The 18,526-nt window shown below is 74.0% G+C and carries 12 protein-coding genes and 1 pseudogene; 7 read left to right on the top strand and 6 right to left on the bottom strand.

The genetic code is table 11. The annotated features are described in order from the left end of the window. Positions 1-129 precede the first annotated feature (129 nt). Both tesB and OG764_RS23255 read right to left on the bottom strand, forming a co-directional pair. A complete protein-coding gene (gene tesB, locus OG764_RS23250) occupies positions 130-1,002 on the bottom strand; it encodes an acyl-CoA thioesterase II (RefSeq protein WP_328970351.1) in 873 nt (290 codons plus the stop codon). A 6-nt stretch (positions 1,003-1,008) separates the two neighbouring features. Next, entirely contained in the window at positions 1,009-2,166 is a 1,158-nt protein-coding gene (locus OG764_RS23255) for an acyl-CoA dehydrogenase family protein (protein ID WP_328970352.1), read from the bottom strand. Between the two features lie 278 nt (positions 2,167-2,444). Here OG764_RS23255 and OG764_RS23260 point away from each other — a divergent pair, with 278 nt between their 5' ends. Further along, complete coding sequence (locus tag OG764_RS23260; RefSeq protein ID WP_328970353.1) at positions 2,445-3,311, top strand: hypothetical protein; 867 nt, start codon at positions 2,445-2,447, stop codon at positions 3,309-3,311. Positions 3,312-3,373: 62 nt separating this feature from the next. On the opposite strand, the gene OG764_RS23265 is transcribed toward OG764_RS23260, so the two are convergent. Continuing rightward, a complete protein-coding gene (locus tag OG764_RS23265) occupies positions 3,374-4,804 on the bottom strand; it encodes a PucR family transcriptional regulator (protein WP_328970354.1) in 1,431 nt (476 codons plus the stop codon). A gap of 113 nt (positions 4,805-4,917) precedes the next feature. On the opposite strand from OG764_RS23265, the gene speB reads away from it, so the two are divergent. The 5 genes from speB (at position 4,918) to OG764_RS23290 (ending at position 13,942) form a co-directional block, all read left to right on the top strand. Further along, positions 4,918-5,886 carry an agmatinase gene (speB, locus tag OG764_RS23270; RefSeq protein ID WP_328970355.1) on the top strand — a complete coding sequence of 323 codons (969 nt, stop codon included), beginning with the start codon at positions 4,918-4,920 and terminating at the stop codon, positions 5,884-5,886. A gap of 97 nt (positions 5,887-5,983) precedes the next feature. Next, positions 5,984-7,669 (top strand): thiamine pyrophosphate-binding protein, encoded by a 1,686-nt coding sequence (locus OG764_RS23275; protein WP_328970356.1) that lies wholly within the window; start codon positions 5,984-5,986, stop codon positions 7,667-7,669. Positions 7,670-7,840: 171 nt separating this feature from the next. Then, entirely contained in the window at positions 7,841-11,845 is a 4,005-nt protein-coding gene (locus tag OG764_RS23280; protein ID WP_328970357.1) for an ABC transporter ATP-binding protein, read from the top strand. Positions 11,846-11,941: 96 nt separating this feature from the next. Beyond that, on the top strand, positions 11,942-12,379 hold the full coding sequence (locus OG764_RS23285; RefSeq protein WP_328970358.1) for a hypothetical protein: 438 nt from the start codon (positions 11,942-11,944) through the stop codon (positions 12,377-12,379). A 129-nt stretch (positions 12,380-12,508) separates the two neighbouring features. Continuing rightward, positions 12,509-13,942: an aminopeptidase gene (locus OG764_RS23290; protein WP_328970359.1), complete on the top strand. Its 1,434-nt coding sequence runs from the start codon at positions 12,509-12,511 to the stop codon at positions 13,940-13,942. 142 nt (positions 13,943-14,084) lie between these two features. Here the strand turns inward: OG764_RS23290 and OG764_RS23295 are convergent, their stop codons facing one another. Both OG764_RS23295 and OG764_RS23300 read right to left on the bottom strand, forming a co-directional pair. Beyond that, positions 14,085-15,968: a glycoside hydrolase family 3 protein gene (locus OG764_RS23295; protein ID WP_328970360.1), complete on the bottom strand. Its 1,884-nt coding sequence runs from the start codon at positions 15,966-15,968 to the stop codon at positions 14,085-14,087. Positions 15,969-16,047: 79 nt separating this feature from the next. Beyond that, positions 16,048-16,998, bottom strand: coding sequence for a LysR family transcriptional regulator (locus OG764_RS23300; protein ID WP_328970361.1), 951 nt, complete (start codon positions 16,996-16,998; stop codon positions 16,048-16,050). 108 nt (positions 16,999-17,106) lie between these two features. Here OG764_RS23300 and OG764_RS23305 point away from each other — a divergent pair, with 108 nt between their 5' ends. Beyond that, the gene (locus tag OG764_RS23305; RefSeq protein ID WP_328970362.1) at positions 17,107-18,057 is read left to right on the top strand and encodes an EamA family transporter; all 951 of its coding nucleotides are present in this window, start codon (positions 17,107-17,109) and stop codon (positions 18,055-18,057) included. Here OG764_RS23305 and OG764_RS23310 read toward each other — a convergent pair. Then, positions 18,011-18,508, bottom strand: a pseudogene (locus OG764_RS23310) (GNAT family N-acetyltransferase); the annotation flags it as partial. The gene OG764_RS23305 and the pseudogene OG764_RS23310 sit on opposite strands and share 47 nt — an antisense overlap. Positions 18,509-18,526 lie beyond the last annotated feature (18 nt).

The raw sequence follows: 18,526 nt of genomic DNA on the forward strand, positions 1-18,526 counted from the left end.
CCGGCCTGTCAGGCCCGTCCGGCCTCTCCGGCCTCTCCGGCCCCTCCGGCCTCCCGGCCTCCCGGCCTGTCCGGCCCGTCCGGAAGGGAGGCCTTAGGGATCGGTGGGCGGTGACGGTGTGTCCGGAGTTCACCGGGGGACGCGAACGACACCCTCCTGGATGACGGTGATCGCGAGCTGCCCGTCCTGCGTGTAGATGCGGGCCTGGCCCAGTCCCCGGCCGCCGTGCGCCGACGGCGACTCCTGGTCGTACAGCAGCCATTCGTCCGCGCGGAACGGCCGGTGGAACCACATCGCGTGGTCCAGCGAGGCGCCCACCACGTCGCCCACCGCCCAGCCGCCCCGGCCGTGCGCGAGCAGCACCGAGTCGAGCAGGGTCATGTCGGAGACGTACGTGGCCAGGCAGGTGTGCAGGAGCGGATCGTCGGCGAGCTTGCCCTGGGTCCGGAACCAGACCTGGGAGCGCGGTTCCACCGGTTCGCCGATGCTGCCCCACGGCGGGGTCGTCGCGTACCGCAGGTCCACCGCGGCGCGGGCGGCGAGCAGCCGCTCGACGGTGCCCGGATCGCGGAACAGCTCCCGGTACCGCGGGAGGTCCGCCGCGGCCGTGGGGAGGGACTCGGGGTCCGGTGCCGCGGGCATCTGCGCCTGGTGGTCCAGCCCCTCCTCGTGCGTCTGGAAGGACGCGGAGAGGTGGAAGATCGGCTGCCCGTGCTGCACGGCGACCACCCGGCGGGTGGTGAAGGAGCGGCCGTCGCGGATCCGGTCGACGGAGTACACGATGGGTGCGCCCGCGTCGCCGGTCCGCAGGAAGTACGAGTGCAGCGAGTGCGCGGTCCGGTCGGCGGGCACGGTCCGGCCGGCCGCGACGAGGGCCTGCGCCGCGACCTGGCCGCCGAAGACGCGCGGCACGAGGGAGGTCCGGCTCGTGCCGCGGAAGATGTTCTCCTCGATCTGCTCCAGGTCGAGCAGATCGAGGAGATCCGTGAGCGCTTCGTTCAAGGGGACTTACAGGCCCATGGACTTGGCGATGATGGACTTCATGACCTCGCTGGTGCCGCCGTAGATCCGGTTGACGCGGTTGTCGGCGTACAGGCGGGCGATCGGGTACTCGTTCATGTAGCCGTAGCCGCCGTGCAGCTGGAGGCACTTGTCGATGACGCGGTGCGCGACCTCGGTGCAGAACAGCTTCGCGGACGCGGCCTCGGCGGCGGTCAGCTCGCCGGCGTCCAGCGCCTCCAGGGCGCGGTCGGCGACGGCCTCGGCGGCGTCCACCTCGGCCTGGCAGGCGGCCAGCTCGAACTTGGTGTTCTGGAAGTGCGCGACCGGCTTGCCGAAGACGGTGCGCTCGGTGACGTACTCCTGGGCGAACCGGACGGCGGCCTTGGCCTGCGCGTACGCGCCGAAGGCGATGCCCCAGCGCTCGGAGGGCAGGTTCGCGCCGAGGTAGTAGAAGCCCTTGTTCTCCTCGCCGAGCAGGTCCTCGACCGGGACCTTGACGTCGACGAACGCCAGCTCGGCGGTGTCGGAGGTGCGCAGGCCCAGCTTGTCGAGCTTGCGGCCGATCGAGTAGCCCTCGGACTTGGTGTCCACGGCGAAGAGCGAGATGCCGAAGCGGCGGTCCTCGGCCGTCGGGGCGGAGGTGCGGGCGCAGACGATCACGCGGTCGGCGTGCACGCCACCGGTGATGAAGGTCTTGGCGCCGTTGAGGACGTAGTGGGTGCCGTCCTCGGAGAGCTTGGCGGTGGTCTTCATGCCCGCGACGTCGGAGCCGGTGCCCGGCTCGGTCATCGCGAGGGCCCACATCTCCTCGCCGGTGACGAACTTCTCGAGGTAGCGCTTCTTCTGCTCGTCGTTGGCGAGCATCTTGATGTACGGCAGGGCGAGCAGCACGTGCACGCCGGAGCCGCCGAAGTTGACGCCCGCGCGGGAGGTCTCCTCGTAGAGGACGGCCTCGAACTTGTGGGTGTCCAGGCCCGCGCCGCCGAATTCCTCGGGCACGTTGATGCCGAAGATGCCCAGCTCGCCGAGCTTGTAGTAGAAGTCGCGCGGCGCCTGGCCGGCCGCGAACCACTCGTCGTAGACCGGGACGACCTCGGCCTCGATGAAGGCGCGGATGGTCTCGCGGAACGCTTCGTGGTCCTCGTTGAATACCGTACGGCGCACGGGCCGGCTCCTTTCGTCGCGGCGGTCCGCCGCCTCTGGCTAAGCGCTTGCTCAGATTAAGTTACCGGTGGGTTGTCTGTCGTGTCCAGAGTGGGGTCCGGCACACTCCGGCGCCACCTGTCACGGACCGGTGTACCGGACGACCCCGCGCGTCCGCCGGAGCCCGACTCAAGCCTCCCCGGAGCCCGCCGCGGTGTCCGGATAACCCCTTCTGCGGCGCCCGATCCCGCGGGTTGACTCGATTCCCGTCCCGTCCCCCGGCAGAACAGGAACCTCTCATGATCAGACGGCTGATCAGCCTTGCGGCAGCCATGGCGGCCACCGTGACGCTCGGCCTGGGTACGGCCCAGGCCGCGAGCGCGGAGGGACCCAGGACGGCGAAGCGCGTCCACAACGCGATGCAGATCGTGTTCAACGCCTCAACCCCCAACAGCTTCTGCACCATCGGGGCCGTCGGCAACGACGACTACGGGCGGAGGATAGCCATCTCCGCCGGGCACTGCGGCAACGGCTACTACGAACACGCCGACCGAGAGCTGCGCGAGAACGTCCTCCCCGTCTACCACCGGCAGGACATCGGCTGGGGACCCATCGGCTGGGTGCGCTACTTCAAGGACCCCGAGGGGTCGATGACCGGTCACGTCACCAAGGACTACATGGTCATCGAGCTGGTCCCGGAGGTGACCCTGTCCTCGCAGGGGCCGACCCTGAAGCAGACCGGCGTGCTGGAGGTGCCCGGCGGGACCCCCAGCCCCAATGCCCTCAGCCCGGCCCTGAACAGTGAGCGGCTGCTCGGCGCGGCCTGGTTCAACAACAACGAGCTGGTCGTATCCGGCCAGTTGGGCATCTGGTATGGGCGGATCACCAACAACTCCCAGGGCGTGTACCAGGCCCACCCCCAGCACCAGGCGGGCGACTCCGGCGGGCCGACGATCTGGCACGTGCCGGGAACGGCCTATCCCTCGGAGGCCAACGGCTACCAGGCCGAGGGACCCTGGGCCGGCATCACCAAGGGGATGATCATCTCGTACCCCTGGTACGTGTACACCAGCTCGGCGAACATCCTGGCCGACCTGCGCGCCCGGGACGCCGCCGACCCCGCGGACGTCTTCGGCGCCGGTTTCGAGGTGACCGCCAACCCGTGAGGCAGTGGGCGGGGGCGGCGGTGACGCGCCGCCCCTCCGACGCCCCCACGGCGCCCCCGGCCTCAGGAAGGCCCGGCGGCTTCGGCATGGCGCAGGGCGAACCACAGCTCCATCCGTACGTCCGGGTCGTCCAGGTCGGCGCCCAGCAGGGCCGCGCAGCGCGCGATGCGCTGGCGGACCGTGTTCCGGTGCACGCCGAGCGCGGTCGCCGTACGGTCCCAGCTGCCGTGCTGCGCCAGCCAGGTGCGCAGCGTCTCGGCGAGGTCCGGCCCGAGCGGCGCCAGCACCGCCGCCGCGTGCGCCCGCGCCTCCGCCCCGTCGACCAGCGCGTCGATCCCGGCCCCCGCGGAGTGCCGGGCCAGCGCGGTGCGCGCGCCCCTGGCCCGGCGCAGCGCCCGGGCGGCCTGCGCGTCGGCGACGGCCGGCTCCGCCAGCGCCGAGGGCGCGCTCAGCCCCAGCGTCCAGCCCGGCTGCGGCCCCGGCTCGCCCGCCACGATCAGCCGTACGACCGGCCGGGCCGCCTCGGCGTCCATGAGCGCCGTGCCCAGCGCCGCCGCCAGCGGCGCCGGATCCCGGACGCCGGCGGGCAGCGCGTGCACCACGGTCCACGGCCCCGGCCCGAGCGCCGCGGCCGCCTCGGCCGGGCTCCCGTCCAGCAGCAGCCGGGTCAGTGCCGCGCCCTCCGCCCCGGCCCCCGCAGCCCGGGGCGCGGTGAGCAGGGCCAGCAGCACGGCGGCGGCCGAGGCCAGCGCGTGGTCCCCGGGCGCCCGGGCGGGCGCGGCCAGCGCCAGGACCGCCCCGCGGGCGTCGTCGGCCGGGCGGCCCAGTGCGTACGCCGACAGCTGCCATCCCGCCCGGGTGTCCGTGGCGGTGGCCGGGCCCGGTGCGGCCGGCCGGCCGGTCAGCGCGTCCAGCGCCGCCGCCACCTCGTCCGGGACCGCCCGCCCGGCCGTGCGCCGGCCGCCGTCCGGGGCCGTCAGCAGCACGTGCCCGTGCAGGACGGCCGCCAGTCGGGCCAGCACCGCCGGCACCGGGTCCGGCCGGGACGCGGCCGCGGCGAGGGACTGCTGTGCCTCCGCCACCCGCCGCAGCTCCCGGGTCCGCGCCTCCGCCATCAGCCGCCAGACGGTCCGCGCCACCGCCGTGAACGGGGTCGGCTGAGGCACCTCCAGCAGTGCCAGCCCCTGGCGGGCGCAGGCCGCGACCAGGCCCGCCGGGACCTCCTCGTGCACCGGCGCCACGCCGAACCCCAGCCCCGCCGCCCCGGCCGCCACCAGCCGCGCCACGTACGCCTCCGGGTCGCCGCCGAGTTCCGCGCCCGCCGTCAGCAGCAGCTCGCCGCCCAGCAGGTACGGGGACGGGTCCGCCATCTCCGAGGCGTGCACCCCGTGCACGTCGGCGTCGGCCGGGCCGGCCAGCCGGCGCAGCCCCAGCTCGGGCACGGCGAGCAGGGCCGCCAGCGCGACCGGGTCCGAGGGAGGCAGCTCCGCCATGGATACTCCGTACATAGAGAAGGGCGTCCAGGGATGAAACGTACACTTCGCGGCGCGCGGCGGCGCGGCCTACGCTCGAAGGACCGCACTTCCGACAGAAGGGTCACCACCCCATGAGCACCGAGCAGCAGCCGCGCGGACCCGTCGACTCCTCCCGCATCCCGCGGTACGCCGGACCGGCCACCTTCGCCCGCCTGCCCCGCCTGGACGAGGTCGGCTCCGCCGACGTCGCCGTGGTCGGTGTGCCCTTCGACTCCGGTGTCTCCTACCGCCCCGGCGCCCGCTTCGGCGGCAACGCCATCCGCGAGGCCTCCCGCCTGCTGCGCCCGTACAACCCGGCCCAGGACGCCTCCCCCTTCGCCCTGGCGCAGGTCGCGGACGCCGGCGACATCGCGGTGAACCCCTTCAACATCAACGAGGCCGTCGAGACCGTCGAGGCCGCGGCCGACGAGCTGCTCGGCGCCGGCTCCCGCCTGATGACCCTCGGCGGCGACCACACCATCGCCCTGCCGCTGCTGCGCTCGGTCGCCAAGAAGCACGGCCCGGTCGCGCTCCTGCACTTCGACGCGCACCTCGACACCTGGGACACCTACTTCGGCGCCGAGTACACGCACGGCACGCCGTTCCGCCGCGCGGTGGAAGAGGGCATCCTCGACACCGAGGCGCTCTCCCACGTCGGCACCCGCGGCCCGCTCTACGGCAAGCAGGACCTCGACGACGACGCCAAGATGGGCTTCGGCATCGTCACCTCCGCGGACGTCTACCGCCGCGGCGCCGACGAGGTCGCCGACCAGCTGCGCCAGCGCATCGGCGACCGCCCGCTGTACATCTCCATCGACATCGACGTCCTGGACCCGGCGCACGCGCCCGGCACCGGCACGCCCGAGGCGGGCGGCATGACCTCCCGCGAGCTGCTGGAGATCATCCGCGGCCTGTCCTCCTGCAACCTCGTCTCCGCGGACGTGGTCGAGGTCGCTCCGGCGTACGATCACGCCGAGATCACCTCCGTCGCGGCCTCGCACACCGCGTACGAGCTGACCACGATCATGAGCCGCCAGATCGCCGCGTCCCGGCAGGGCTGAGCACAGGACCGGTGACCACCGGGCCGCTGAGCAGGGCCGCCGGGCACGGCGCGGCGGCGCACGGCAGGCACCACCCGCACGAAGGGCGCGTACGAGCGTGACGCACGACCACGACCTGGTTCTCCGTCCCACCGAGGCACAGACGGCCGCCGCACTGGCGCCGCCGCCGGGCCGCACGGGCGGGGACCTGGTCGTGGAGACCCTCCGCAGCCTGGGCGCCACCACCGTCTTCGGGCTGCCGGGCCAGCACGCGCTCGGCGTCTTCGACGCGGTCGGGCGCTCCGACCTGCGGCTGATCGGGCTCCGGGTGGAGAACAACGCGGGCTTCGCCGCCGACGCCTACGGCCGCATCACCGGCGAGGCGGCCCCGCTGTTCCTCTCCACCGGGCCCGGCGCGCTCACCTCGCTGGCCGCCCTCCAGGAAGCGGCCGCCGCCTCCGCCCCGGTGGTCGCCATCTCCTCCCAGGTCCCGAGCGCGGGCCTGGGCGGCGGCCGCCGCGGCCACCTGCACGAGCTGCGCGACCAGGCCGCGTCCTTCCGCGACGTGGTCAAGTCCGTCCACCTCGCCCGCAGCCAGTCCCAGATCCCCTCCGCGATCGCGGCGGCCTGGGAATCGGCGCTGACCGCCCCGCACGGCCCGGTGTGGGTGGAGATCCCCGAGGACGTGCTCCGCGCCGAGACCGTGATCCCGCAGGTCACCGGCGTGGACGCGACCCCGCACGAGCTCGCCCCGCGGCCCGAGCTGACCGCGGTCGCGGCCCACTGGCTGGAGAACGCGGCCCGCCCGGTGATCATCGCGGGCGGAGGCGTCGTACGTGCCGACGCCTCCGGCAAGCTGAAGCAGCTCGCGGAACGCCTGAACGCGCCCGTCGTCACCACCTTCGGCGGCAAGGGTGCCTTCCCCTGGACCCACCCGCTCTCCCTCCAGTCCTGGCTGGAGGACCGCCACATGACCGACTTCCTGGAGGACGCGGACGTCCTCCTCGTCGTCGGCTCGGGCCTCGGCGAGCTGTCCTCGAACTACCACACGTTCCTGCCCGGCGGCCGGGTGATCCAGATCGAGGCCGACCTCGGCAAGCTGGAGTCCAACCACCCCGCCCTCGGCATCCACGCCGACGCCCGGCTCGCCCTCCAGGCGCTGCTGGAGACCGTCGCCGAGCGCCCCGACCCGAAGGCCCCGGAGCGGGTACGGGACGTCCTCGCGGAGATCCGGGCCCGGCTGGCCGGCCAGGACCTCGCCCTGGAGCAGTCCCTCCTCGACGCGATCCGCGCCGCCCTGCCGCCCCGCTCCCCGTCCTTCTGGGACATGACGATCCTCGGCTACTGGGCCTGGTCCGCCTTCGACGCCCGGCACCCGAACACCATGCACTCCGCCCAGGGCGCCGGCGGCCTCGGCTACGCCTTCCCCGCCGCCCTCGGCGCGGCCGTCGCCGAACCCGGCACCCCCGTCCTCGCCGTCTCCGGCGACGGCGGCTCGATGTACTCCGTCGCCGAGCTGGCCACCGCCCGCCAGCACGACCTGGACGTCACCTGGCTGATCGTCGACGACGGCGGCTACGGCATCCTGCGCGCGTACATGAGCGACTCCTTCGACGGCCGCACCGCCGGCACCGAGCTGACCCGCCCCGACTTCGTCGCCCTCGCCGAGTCCTTCGGCGTCCCGGCGGCGACCACCAGCCCCGAGAACCTGCGCGCCGACCTCGCCCGGGCGCTCAAGACCCCGGGGCCCTCGGTGCTGGTGCTGCCCGCCGTCCTGAAGATGTTCGCCCCGACGCACACGTAGCCGGCCCCGGCCGCGGCCACTCCTTCGCGGCCCGGCCCGCACCCCGTCCACAGGCCCGCCCGCACCTGCCCCGGTCGCCCCCGCCGATCCCGCGGATTGTTGCCGCGGGATGAAATCGGCAGCTCCGCGCGTTGGGCCTTCCGGCAGAACAGGACGAACGGGGAGGCTCACGTGGCGGTGGCGGACACAGCCGGGCAACAGGGATGGGCCAGGCGACTGGCCGCGTACACCTGGCGGTACCGGCTCAACGTGCTGCTGGCACTCGGCTCCTCACTGGCCGGCATGGCCGTGATGGCCCTCGTGCCGCTCGTCACCAAGGTGATCATCGACGACGTCATAGGCGACCGCAGCAAGCCGATGGGCCCCTGGGCGGGGATGCTCATAGGCGCGGCGGTCCTCGTGTACGTGATGACGTACATCCGCCGGTACTACGGCGGCCGCCTCGCCCTCGACGTCCAGCACGACCTGCGCACCGACATGTACGCGACCATCGCGCGGCTCGACGGCCGACGCCAGGACGAGCTGTCCACCGGGCAGGTCGTCGGCCGGGCCACCAGCGACCTCCAGCTGATCCAGGGCCTCCTCTTCATGCTCCCGATGACCATCGGGAACTTCCTCCTGTTCGGCATATCCCTGGCGATCATGCTGTGGCTCTCGCCGCTGCTCACCCTGGTCGCCCTCGCCATGGCCCCCGCCCTCTGGTTCATCGCCAAGCGCAGCCGGATCAAGCTCTTCCCCGCCACCTGGTACGCCCAGGGCCAGGCCGCGGCCGTCGCCGGCGTCGTCGACGGCGCCGTCACCGGCGTCCGCGTCGTCAAGGGCTTCGGACAGGAGGAACAGGAGACCGGCAAGCTCCGCGAGGCCGGCCGCCGGCTCTTCGCCGGACGGCTGCGCACCATCCGCCTGAACTCCCGCTACACCCCCGCACTGCAGGCCGTCCCCGCCCTCGGCCAGGTCGCGATGCTCGGCCTCGGCGGCTGGATGGCCACCCGCGGCCAGGTCACCCTCGGCACCTTCGTCGCCTTCTCCACCTACCTCGCCCAGCTCGTCGGCCCGGTCCGGATGCTGGCCATGGTGCTCACCGTCGGCCAGCAGGCCCGGGCCGGCGTGGAACGCGTCCTGGAGCTCGTCGACACCGAGCCCGCCATCGCCGACGGCACCCGCGAACTGCCCGCCGACGCCCCCGCCACCGTCGAGTTCGACAACGTCACCTTCGGCTACGCCCGGCCGGACGGCGAGACCTCCGCGGCCGACGGCGGCTCCGGCGACGGCTCCGGCAGCTCCGGCAACGGCCCGGCGGGCGGCTCCCCGGCGGTCCGGCCGGTCCTGGACGGCTTCTCGCTCAGCATCGCCGCCGGCGAGACCGTCGCCCTGGTCGGCGCCTCCGGCAGCGGCAAGTCCACCCTCTCGCTGCTCCTGCCCCGCTTCTACGACGTCACCGGCGGCGCGGTCCGGATCGGCGGCCACGACGTGCGCGAACTGACCCACGACTCGCTGCGCGCCGCCATCGGCCTGGTCCCCGAGGACAGCTTCCTCTTCTCCGACACCGTCCGCGCCAACCTCGCGTACGGCCGCCCCGACGCCACCGACGACGAGATCCGGGCCGCCGCCCGCGCCGCCCAGGCGGACGGCTTCATCGAGGCCCTGCCCGCCGGCTACGACACCAAGGTCGGCGAACACGGCCTCACCCTCTCCGGCGGCCAGCGCCAGCGCCTCGCGCTCGCCCGCGCCCTGCTCACCGACCCCCGGCTGCTGCTCCTCGACGACGCCACCTCCGCCGTCGACGCCCGGATCGAACACGAGATCCACGAGGCGCTGCGCGCCGTCATGGCCGGCCGCACCACCCTGCTGATCGCCCACCGCCGCTCCACGCTCGCGCTGGCCGACCGGATCGCGGTCCTCGACCGCGGCCGGCTCTCCGACGTGGGCACCCACGAGGAGCTGGAACGCCGCTCCGCGCTCTACCGCAGGCTGCTCACCGACCCCGACGCGCTGGCCGCCGGCTCCCCGCGGGTGCCGGAATCCGACGCCGAGGTCATCGCAGACCTGGAGCGGGACCTGGAGGACCTGGAGATCGAGGCGGAAATCGACGCCGAGCCGGTCAACGCCAAGCGGCGGGTCGCGGACGGGGTCACCCCCGAGCTGTGGCGCCGGCCCGGCGAAGCCGCCCCGGCCTCTTCCTCTGCCTCCGGTTCCGGTTCCGGTTCCGCTTCCGGCTCCGCTCCGGGTTCCGCTTCCGGTGGTGCGGGAGCCGCCCCGGCGGGCGGAGCCCCCGGGACGCCCGGCGCCGCGTCGACGGCCGCCGCCGTCGCCGGCATGCCCGCCACCCCCGAGCTGCTCGCCCAGGTCGCCGCGCTGCCGCCGGCCGACGACACCCCCGGCATCGACGAGGACCGGGCCGCGGCCGCGGAGGAGAGCTACGGCCTGCGCCGCCTGCTGCGCGGCTTCTGGGCCCCGCTCGCGGTCAGCCTCGGCCTGGTCGCCGTGGACGCGGGCGCCGGCCTGCTGCTGCCGATCCTGATCCGGCACGGCATCGACGAGGGCGTCCAGCAGCTCGCCCTGGGCGCCGTGTGGGCCGCGGCCGGACTCGCGCTGGCCGTCGTCATGGCCCAGTGGGCCGCCCAGTTCGCCGAGACCCGGATGACCGGCCGCACCGGCGAGCGGGTCCTGTACGCCCTGCGCGTCAAGATCTTCGCCCAGTTGCAGCGCCTCGGCCTCGACTACTACGAGCGCGAGCTGACCGGCCGGATCATGACCCGGATGACCACCGACGTGGACGCGCTCAGCACCTTCCTGCAGACCGGCCTGGTCACCGCCGTCGTCTCCGTCTTCACCTTCTTCGGCATCCTGATCGCACTGCTCGTCCTCGACGTGGAGCTCGCGCTCATCGTCTTCGCGACCCTGCCGCTGCTGGTCATCGGCACCATCGTGTTCCGCCGCAAGTCCGTCCGGGCGTACGAGCTGGCCCGGGACCGGGTCAGCGTCGTCAACGCCGACCTCCAGGAGTCCGTGGCGGGCCTGCGCATCGTGCAGGCCTTCCGCCGCGAGCACGCGGGCGCCGCCCGGTTCGCGGAGCGCAGCGACGGCTACCGGGAGGCCCGGGTCCGCGGACAGTGGCTGATATCCGTGTACTTCCCGTTCGTCCAGCTGCTGGCGTCCGGCGCCGCCGCCGCGGTGCTGATCGTCGGTGCCGGCCGGGTCGAGGCCGGCACCCTGACCACCGGCGCGCTGGTGGCCTACCTCCTCTACATCGACCTGTTCTTCGCCCCCGTGCAGCAGCTCTCCCAGGTGTTCGACGGCTACCAGCAGGCGACCGTCTCGCTGGGCCGGATGCAGGAGCTGCTGCGCGAGCCCACCAGCACCCCGGCCGCCGAGCGGCCCCGCGCGGTGACCGCCCTACGCGGCGACATCGCCTTCGAGGACGTCCACTTCGCGTACGGGACGGCGGAGGAGCGCGGCGAGAAGGGGGAAGCCCTCTCGGGCATCGACCTGCGGATCCCGGCGGGCCAGACCGTCGCCTTCGTCGGCGAGACCGGCGCCGGCAAGTCCACCCTCGTCAAGCTGGTCGCCCGGTTCTACGACCCGACCGGCGGCCGGGTCACCGCCGACGGCACCGACCTGCGCGAGCTGGACCTCACCGGCTACCGGCACCGCCTCGGCGTCGTACCGCAGGAGCCGTACCTCTTCCCCGGGACCGTGCGCGACGCGATCGCGTACGGGCGGGCGGACGCGACGGACGCAGAGGTGGAGGCGGCGGCCCGCGCGGTCGGCGCCCACGAGATGATCGCCACCCTCGAAGGCGGCTACCTGCACACGGTGGCCGAGCGGGGCCGCAACCTCTCGGCTGGCCAGCGCCAGCTGATCGCGCTGGCCCGCGCCGAGCTCGTCGACCCCGACGTGCTGCTCCTCGACGAGGCCACCGCCGCCCTCGACCTGGCCACCGAGGCCCTGGTCAACCAGGCCACCGACCGGCTCGCGGGCAAGCGCACCACCCTCGTGGTCGCCCACCGCCTGACCACCGCGGCCCGCGCCGACCGGGTGGTGGTCATGGACCGCGGCCGGGTCGTCGAGGACGGTACGCACGCCGAACTCCTCGCGCTGGGCGGCCGGTACGCGCAGCTGTGGCAGACCTTCATCGGCAGCGTGGGCGAGGACGAGCGGGCCACGGCGGCCTGACCCGGCCCGCCCGCCGGGGGCGCCCGCCGGGGCCCGTGCAACCATCCCGGGCCCCGGCGCGTCGTAGAGGGGTACACATGGCTGAGGGGAACAAAGGTGTTCGACACGTGGGGCAGGGGCGGCAGCGTCCGCGGAGTCCGCAAGGTCCGCACACCGGCACGTCGCGCGGCGGCCCGGATCCTCGGGGTTCTGGCCGTGGGCCTGTTCCTGGCCCTGGGCGCGCTGCCCGCGACGTCGGCGCAGGCCGCGTCAGGCTGCGCCGGCCGGCTCGTCAAGACCCTCCCGTTCAGCACCGGTGAGGTGCGCGTGTACAAGACCCGCACCCACGCCTGCGCGGTGACGCTGCCCAAGCGCACCGGTGTGCGGCAGCAGATGATGGTCAGCATCCAGCCGCGGGGCGGTGTTCCGGTGCGTGACAGCGGCCGGTTCGAGCGGCTCGCAGGGCCGGTCAGCGTGTCCGCTTTGAGTCGCTGTGTGTTCGTACGCGGCCAGGTCGCATCGGGTTCTGTCGCTTCCGGATGGATTCTCTGCTGATTCCGGATACGGGTCAGACCGGTTCCTTTTCCCGCCTCAAGTGACGGACCGGGCCAACCAGGTCTGTTCACGGGCGTGTTGCCCCCGCTAGGTTTCACCGCGTTCGCAGTGAATTCAAGGGGAGGGTGCATGCGCAAGGCGCTCAGATGGCTGCTGTCACTCGTGGTGCTCATAGGTGCCGTGGGTGTGGCCGGCGCGACGGCCGGAGCGGCCACCGCCGCCGGGTCCGCCGACGGCCCGGACATCAAGGACCAGATCCTCGCCGTACCGGGGATGAGTCTCGTCGAGGAGAAGCCGTACCCGGGCTACCGCTTCTTCGTACTGAACTACACCCAGCCGGTGGACCACCGGCACCCGAAGGGCGCCAAGTTCCAGCAGCGGCTGACGCTGCTGCACAAGGACACCAACCGCCCCACCGTGTTCTTCACGTCCGGCTACAACGTGAACACGAGCCCGCGGCGCAGTGAGCCGACGACGATCATCGACGGCAACCAGGTGTCGATGGAGTACCGCTTCTTCACGCCGTCCCGCCCGGCCCCCGCCGACTGGTCCAAGCTGGACATCTGGCAGGCCGCGAGCGACCAGCACCGCATCTTCAAGGCGCTGAAGAAGATCTACCCGAAGAACTGGCTGGCCACCGGCGCCAGCAAGGGCGGCATGACCGCCACGTACTACGAGCGCTTCTACCCGCGCGACATGAACGGTGTCGTCGCGTACGTCGCGCCCAACGACGTGGTGAACAAGGAGGACGCGGCGTACGACCGGTTCTTCGCGAAGGTCGGCACCAAGGAGTGCCGCGACCGCCTGAACGCGGTGCAGCGCGAGGCGCTGGTCCGCCGCGCGCCGCTGGAGGCCAAGTACGCGGCCGCCGCGGCCGAGAACGGCTGGACCTTCAACACCATCGGCAGCCTCGACAAGGCCTTCGAGGCCGTCGTCCTGGACTACACGTGGGCGTTCTGGCAGTACAGCCTGCTCACCGACTGCGCCGCCGTCCCGGCCGCCGCGACCGCGAGCGACGACGAGATCTGGGGCACGGTCGACGCGATCTCCGGCTTCTCGGCCTACACCGACCAGGGCCTGGAGACGTACACGCCGTACTACTACCAGGCGGGCACCCAGCTCGGTTCGCCGGACATCAAGCAGCCGCACCTCAAGGGCCTGAGCCGCTACGGCTACCAGCCGCCGCGCAACTTCGTCCCGGCCGCCATCCCGATGAAGTTCCAGCCCCGGGTCATGCGTGACGTCGACCAGTGGGTGCGCGGCAACGCCCACCACATGCTCTTCGTGTACGGGCAGAACGACCCGTGGGGTGCGGAGCCCTTCCACCTCGGCTACGGCTCCCGCGACAGCTACGTGATGACCGCCCCCGGCGCGAACCACGGTGCCAACGTCGCCAAGCTCGTCGAGTCCCAGAAGACCTTCGCCACCGCGAAGATCCTCAAGTGGGCGGGCGTGGCCCCGGCCACGGTCCTGTCGGGCGAGGCCAAGGCCCGCCCGCTGGCCAAGGCGGACGCCACGCTCGACAAGCGCGACCTGGAGCGCGAGCCGCAGCTGCGGCCGTAACCGCCAGGGAGACCGACGAGGCCCCCGGAACCCGGCAGTTCGGGTTCCGGGGGCCTTCCCGTGCCCGGACCCGGCGCGCCCGCAAGCGAATACGCCCGTACGCCGACGAGCCCGTACGCCGGTGCGCCCGGGCGTCGGGACCTCAGTACGTCAGGCCGTGGCCGAGGGGGAACTGCCCGGAGACAGGGACCGGCAGCCGGCCCGCGGGGCTGCTGCGGCCGGCCAGGACGCGGGCCGCGGCACGCAGTTCCACATCGGTCCACGCGTACGTGGCCAGCACCGCGGCCGTCCGCGGCAGCCGGGCCGCGTCGTAGGGGTTGCGGACCGCGAGCACGACCACCGGCACCCCCGTCGCCACGAGCTCCCGCACCAGGGCGTGCTGCGCCCCGGCTCCCGTCCCGCCTGCCGCCGCGTCCGCCTTGCCGTCCGCCTTGCCGTCCGTCTTCCCGTCCGTCTTCCCTTCCGGCTCCGGGACGTTGTACGTCAGCACCAGCACGGCGTCCTGGCCGCGGGCGGCCGCCACCGCCGCCGCGACGGCCGGTCCGGTGGGGGCGAGGCCGGTCGGCGCCAGTGCCGTCGTGAAGCCGAGCGCGGCCAGCTCGCGGGCCAGCACGGCCGTCGGCGGGCCGGTGGTGCCGGTCGGGGAGACCGGGTCGGCGCCGGTGACCAGCAGCCGGGGCCGGGCGGCCGGGGAGAGCGGCAGCACGCCGTCCGGGTTGGCGAGCAGGGTGGTCGTGCCGGCCGCGATCTCGTCGGCCGCGGCCAGGTGGGCGGGGCTGCCCACCCGGGCGGACACCTGCCCGGGGCGGGTGAACGGCTCGGTGAACAGGCCGCGCCGCGCCTTCAGCGTGAGGATCCGCAGGACCGAAGCGGCGATCCGCTCCTCGGACAGCTCCCCGGACCGGACCGCCGCCAGCACGGACCGGACGGCCAGCCGCAGGTCCGGCGGGTTCAGTAGCTGGTCGCAGCCCGCCTTGAGGGCCAGCACCGGCACCCGGTCGTCCCCGTACTTCTGCCGTACGCCGGCCATGTCGAGGGCGTCGGTGACCACCACCCCCCGGAAGCCGAGGCGCTCGCGCAGGATGCCGGTGACGATCGGCCGGGACAGGGTGGCCGGATCCCCCGAGGGATCCAGCGCGGGGAAGACGATGTGCGCGGTCATCACCGCGTCCGCGCCGGCCTCGACGGCCGCGCGGAACGGCGGCTCGTCCAGCTCCTCCCACTGCGCGCGGGTGTGCCGCATCACCGGCAGCCCGAGGTGGCTGTCGGTCTCGGTGTCGCCGTGCCCCGGGAAGTGCTTGGCGGTCGCGGCGACCCCGGACCGCTGGTAGCCGCGGACCTGGGCGGCCACCAGCGCGGCCACCGCGGCCGGGTCCGAGCCGAACGACCGTACGCCGATGACCGGGTTGGCCGGGTTCACGTTGACGTCCGCGACCGGCGCGTAGTCCTGCCGGATGCCCAGCGCGGCGAGTTCCGCGCCGGCGATCCGGGCGGCCCGCCCGGCGGCGGTGGCGGAACCGGCCGCGCCGAGCGCCATCGCCCCCGGGAACAGGGTGGCGGGCCGGCCGATCCGGGCGACGATCCCGTGCTCCTGGTCGGTGGACAGCAGCAGCGGGACGCCGGCCGGCCCGGCCAGCGCGGCCCGCTGCAAGCCGTCGGAGAGGCCCGCGATCTGCGCCGGGTCCCGGGTGTTGTGGGCCCACGCGAAGTAGACGACCCCGCCCAGGTGGTAGGCGGAGACCACCTCGGCGGCGCTGCGCACGCCGAACTGCGCCAGGTTGGCCTGGGCGTCGGCCGGGTCGGGGTCGGTCGCACTGTGCCCGTACACGCGGGTGACGAACAGTTGACCGACCTGCTCGGCCGGGCTCATCAGTCCGACCAGGCGGCGCAGCCGGGCCGCGTCGGGCGTCCGGCGGATGCCCCGGGGGGCGGGTGCGGAAGGGGGCGCGGAGGCGGGCCCGGCGGCCGTGACGGCCGCCATGGCGGCCGCGGCGAGCAGGGCGCGGCGGGAGGCGTGGTACGGCACGCGGGCACGCTACTGCCGGGCCGGGCCCGGGCGCCGGGGGACACCCCCGGCGTCCCCCGGACGCGCTACCGGGGGCGCGTCAGCGGGGCCGCGTGGCGGCTGCCCGGGGACGCGGGTGCGGGTCGGGGTAGCCGGCCGGCGGCCAGTGCGCCTGGAGGGTCCGTACCGCCTCGGTGATGGCGGGGCGGCGGGCGGCGCCGGTCCGCCACAGCGCGTAGAGCCGCCGCGAAGGGACCGGCTCCAGCGGGACGGCGACCGCCCCGGCCGGCAGCGGGCCGCTGCCCAGCCGCGGCATCACCGCCACCCCGAGCCCGGCCGCGACGAGCGCGACCTGGGTGTGGTTCTCCGCGACGACGTGCGCGATGTCCGGCTGGAAGCCGACGCCGCGCAGGGTCCGCACCAGCCAGTCGTGGCACACCTGGCCGGGCGGCTGGACGATCCACCGCTGCCCGCCGAGGTCGGCCCGCCGGACCCGCGGCATCCGGGTGAAGGGGTGGCCTTCGGGCACCAGCAGGTCGCACAGGTCGTCGCCGATGACGGCCTGTTCGACGCCTTCGGGGGTGGGCAGCCGGGTGATGTCCCAGTCGTGGGTCACGGCCAGGTCGGTGACCCCCTGGGCGACCAGGTCCATCGACAGGTGCGGGTCGACCTCGGTGAGGCCGACCTCCAGGGAGTCGTGGTTGCGGGCCAGTTCCGCCAGCACCCCGGGCAGCAGGCCGCGCGCGGCGGAGGCGAAGGCGGCGACCCGCAGCCGCCCGCTGGGCCGCCCGCGGCGCTCCTCCAGCGTGGTCTCGGCCCGCTCCACGATGGCGAGGAGCTCCTGCGCGGTCGCGGCCAGGTGCCGGGCCTCCTCGGTGAGGGCGACCCCGCGGCCCCGGCGTTCGAGCAGGGTGGTGCGGGTCTCGCGCTCCAGCTTGGCGATCTGCTGGGAAACGGCGGAGGCGGTGTAGCCGAGTGCTTCGGCGGCGGCGCCGACCGAGCCGTGGACGGAGACGGCGTGCAGGGCGCGCAGCCGGGACAGATCGAGCATGGCCGCCACCCTAGGCTGTCGCACGGCGGGTTGGATGAAGAGATGCTTCATCCAACCCTGAAGAAATCCGCGCTGGTGCTTCACGATCGCTGACCCGATGCTCGGACCATGCGCCCTGTTCACATCGCACTCGCCGTGCTGGTCACCGCCCTCTGGGGGGTCAACTTCGTCGTGATCCAGATCGGTCTGGGCGAGTTCCCGCCCCTGCTCCTGTCGGCCCTGCGCTTCCTGGCCGCGGCGATCCCGGCGGTGTTCCTCGTCGGACCGCCCAAGGTCGCCTGGAAGTGGGTGGTGGCGGTCGGACTGGCGCTGGGAGTGGCCAAGTTCGGGCTGCTGTTCAGCGGGATGGACGCGGGCATGCCGGCCGGGCTGTCCTCGCTGGTGCTCCAGGTCCAGGCGGTGTTCACGGTGGTCTTCGCGGCCGTGGCACTGGGGGAGCGGCCGGGCCGGCTGCGGATCGCGGGCATGGCCGTCGCGTTCGCGGGCATCGGGGTCGCGGCCGTCGACGAGGGGGCCTACGGCCCGGTGGCGGGCTTCGCGATGGTCGTAGCGGCGGCCGCCTGCTGGGGCGTGTCGAACGTGCTGACCCGCAAGGCCTCGCCGCCGGACGCGCTCAACTTCATGGTCTGGGTGTGCGCGGTGCCGATCCTGCCGCTGCTCCTGCTGTCCCTGCTGCTGGAGGGCCCGGAGCGGGACCTGGCGGCGCTGCGGGCGATGGACTGGGGCGGGGCCGGGGTCGTCCTGTACCTCGCCTGGGTGTCCACGGTGTTCGGCTTCGGCGTGTGGGGCTACCTGCTGCGCCGCTACCCGGCCTCGTCGGTCGCGCCGTTCTCCCTGCTGGTGCCGGTGTTCGGGATGGGCTCGGCGGCGCTGGTGCTGGGTGAGGAGGTCCGGGGGCTGCGCTGGCTGGCCGCGCTGCTGCTGGTGGGAGGCGTGGCCCTGACCTCCCTGGGGCCCGGACGCGCGGCCGGGCGGGCGGCGGCCGGGGGGACGGCGGCCGGGCCGGGGGGCGTCACGGGGAGCGCTCGTGCAGCCTCAGCCGCCAGTCCTGCCCGGTGAGGGACACTCCGAACGAGCGGTGCGGCTTCTCCGCGACGAGGGTGAAGCCGGCCCGCCGGTAGAGCACGCGGGCCGCGTCCAGGACGTCGTTGGTCCACAGGACCAGTTCGCGGTAGCCGGCCTCGCGGGCGAACGAGACGACCGCGTCGACCAGTTGCGCGCCGATCCCGAGGCCGCGGCCGGCCGGGTCGACGAGCAGCAGCCGCAGCCGCGCGGTGCCCGGCGCGTCGTCGCGCACGCACATGACGGACCCGACCGGGCGCCCGTCGAGCTCGGCGATCCAGACCCGTTCCAGGTGGGGGTCGTGGTCCTGGGCGAAGTCCGCGACGATACGTGCGACCAGGCCCTCGAAGTCGGTGTTCCAGCCGTACTCGGCGGCATACAGCGCGCCGTGCCGCTGCACGATCCACCCCAGATCGCCGGGCTCCGGGTCACGCAGCCTGACGGTGTCGTGTGGCCCCATGGGGCC

The sequence above is a fragment of the Streptomyces sp. NBC_00239 genome, from assembly GCF_036194065.1.
In the GTDB taxonomy this organism is placed as follows: domain Bacteria; phylum Actinomycetota; class Actinomycetes; order Streptomycetales; family Streptomycetaceae; genus Streptomyces.

Bases quoted from the DNA above. Each gene is read 5' to 3' on its own strand.
- OG764_RS23305 (WP_328970362.1), top strand. From the start codon at position 17,107: ATGCGCCCTGTTCACATCGCACTCGCCGTGCTGGTCACCGCCCTCTGG.
- speB (WP_328970355.1), top strand. From the start codon at position 4,918: ATGAGCACCGAGCAGCAGCCGCGCGGACCCGTCGACTCCTCCCGCATC.
- OG764_RS23290 (WP_328970359.1), top strand. From the start codon at position 12,509: ATGCGCAAGGCGCTCAGATGGCTGCTGTCACTCGTGGTGCTCATAGGT.
- OG764_RS23265 (WP_328970354.1), bottom strand. From the start codon at position 4,804: ATGGCGGAGCTGCCTCCCTCGGACCCGGTCGCGCTGGCGGCCCTGCTC.
- OG764_RS23260 (WP_328970353.1), top strand. From the start codon at position 2,445: ATGATCAGACGGCTGATCAGCCTTGCGGCAGCCATGGCGGCCACCGTG.
- OG764_RS23300 (WP_328970361.1), bottom strand. From the start codon at position 16,998: ATGCTCGATCTGTCCCGGCTGCGCGCCCTGCACGCCGTCTCCGTCCAC.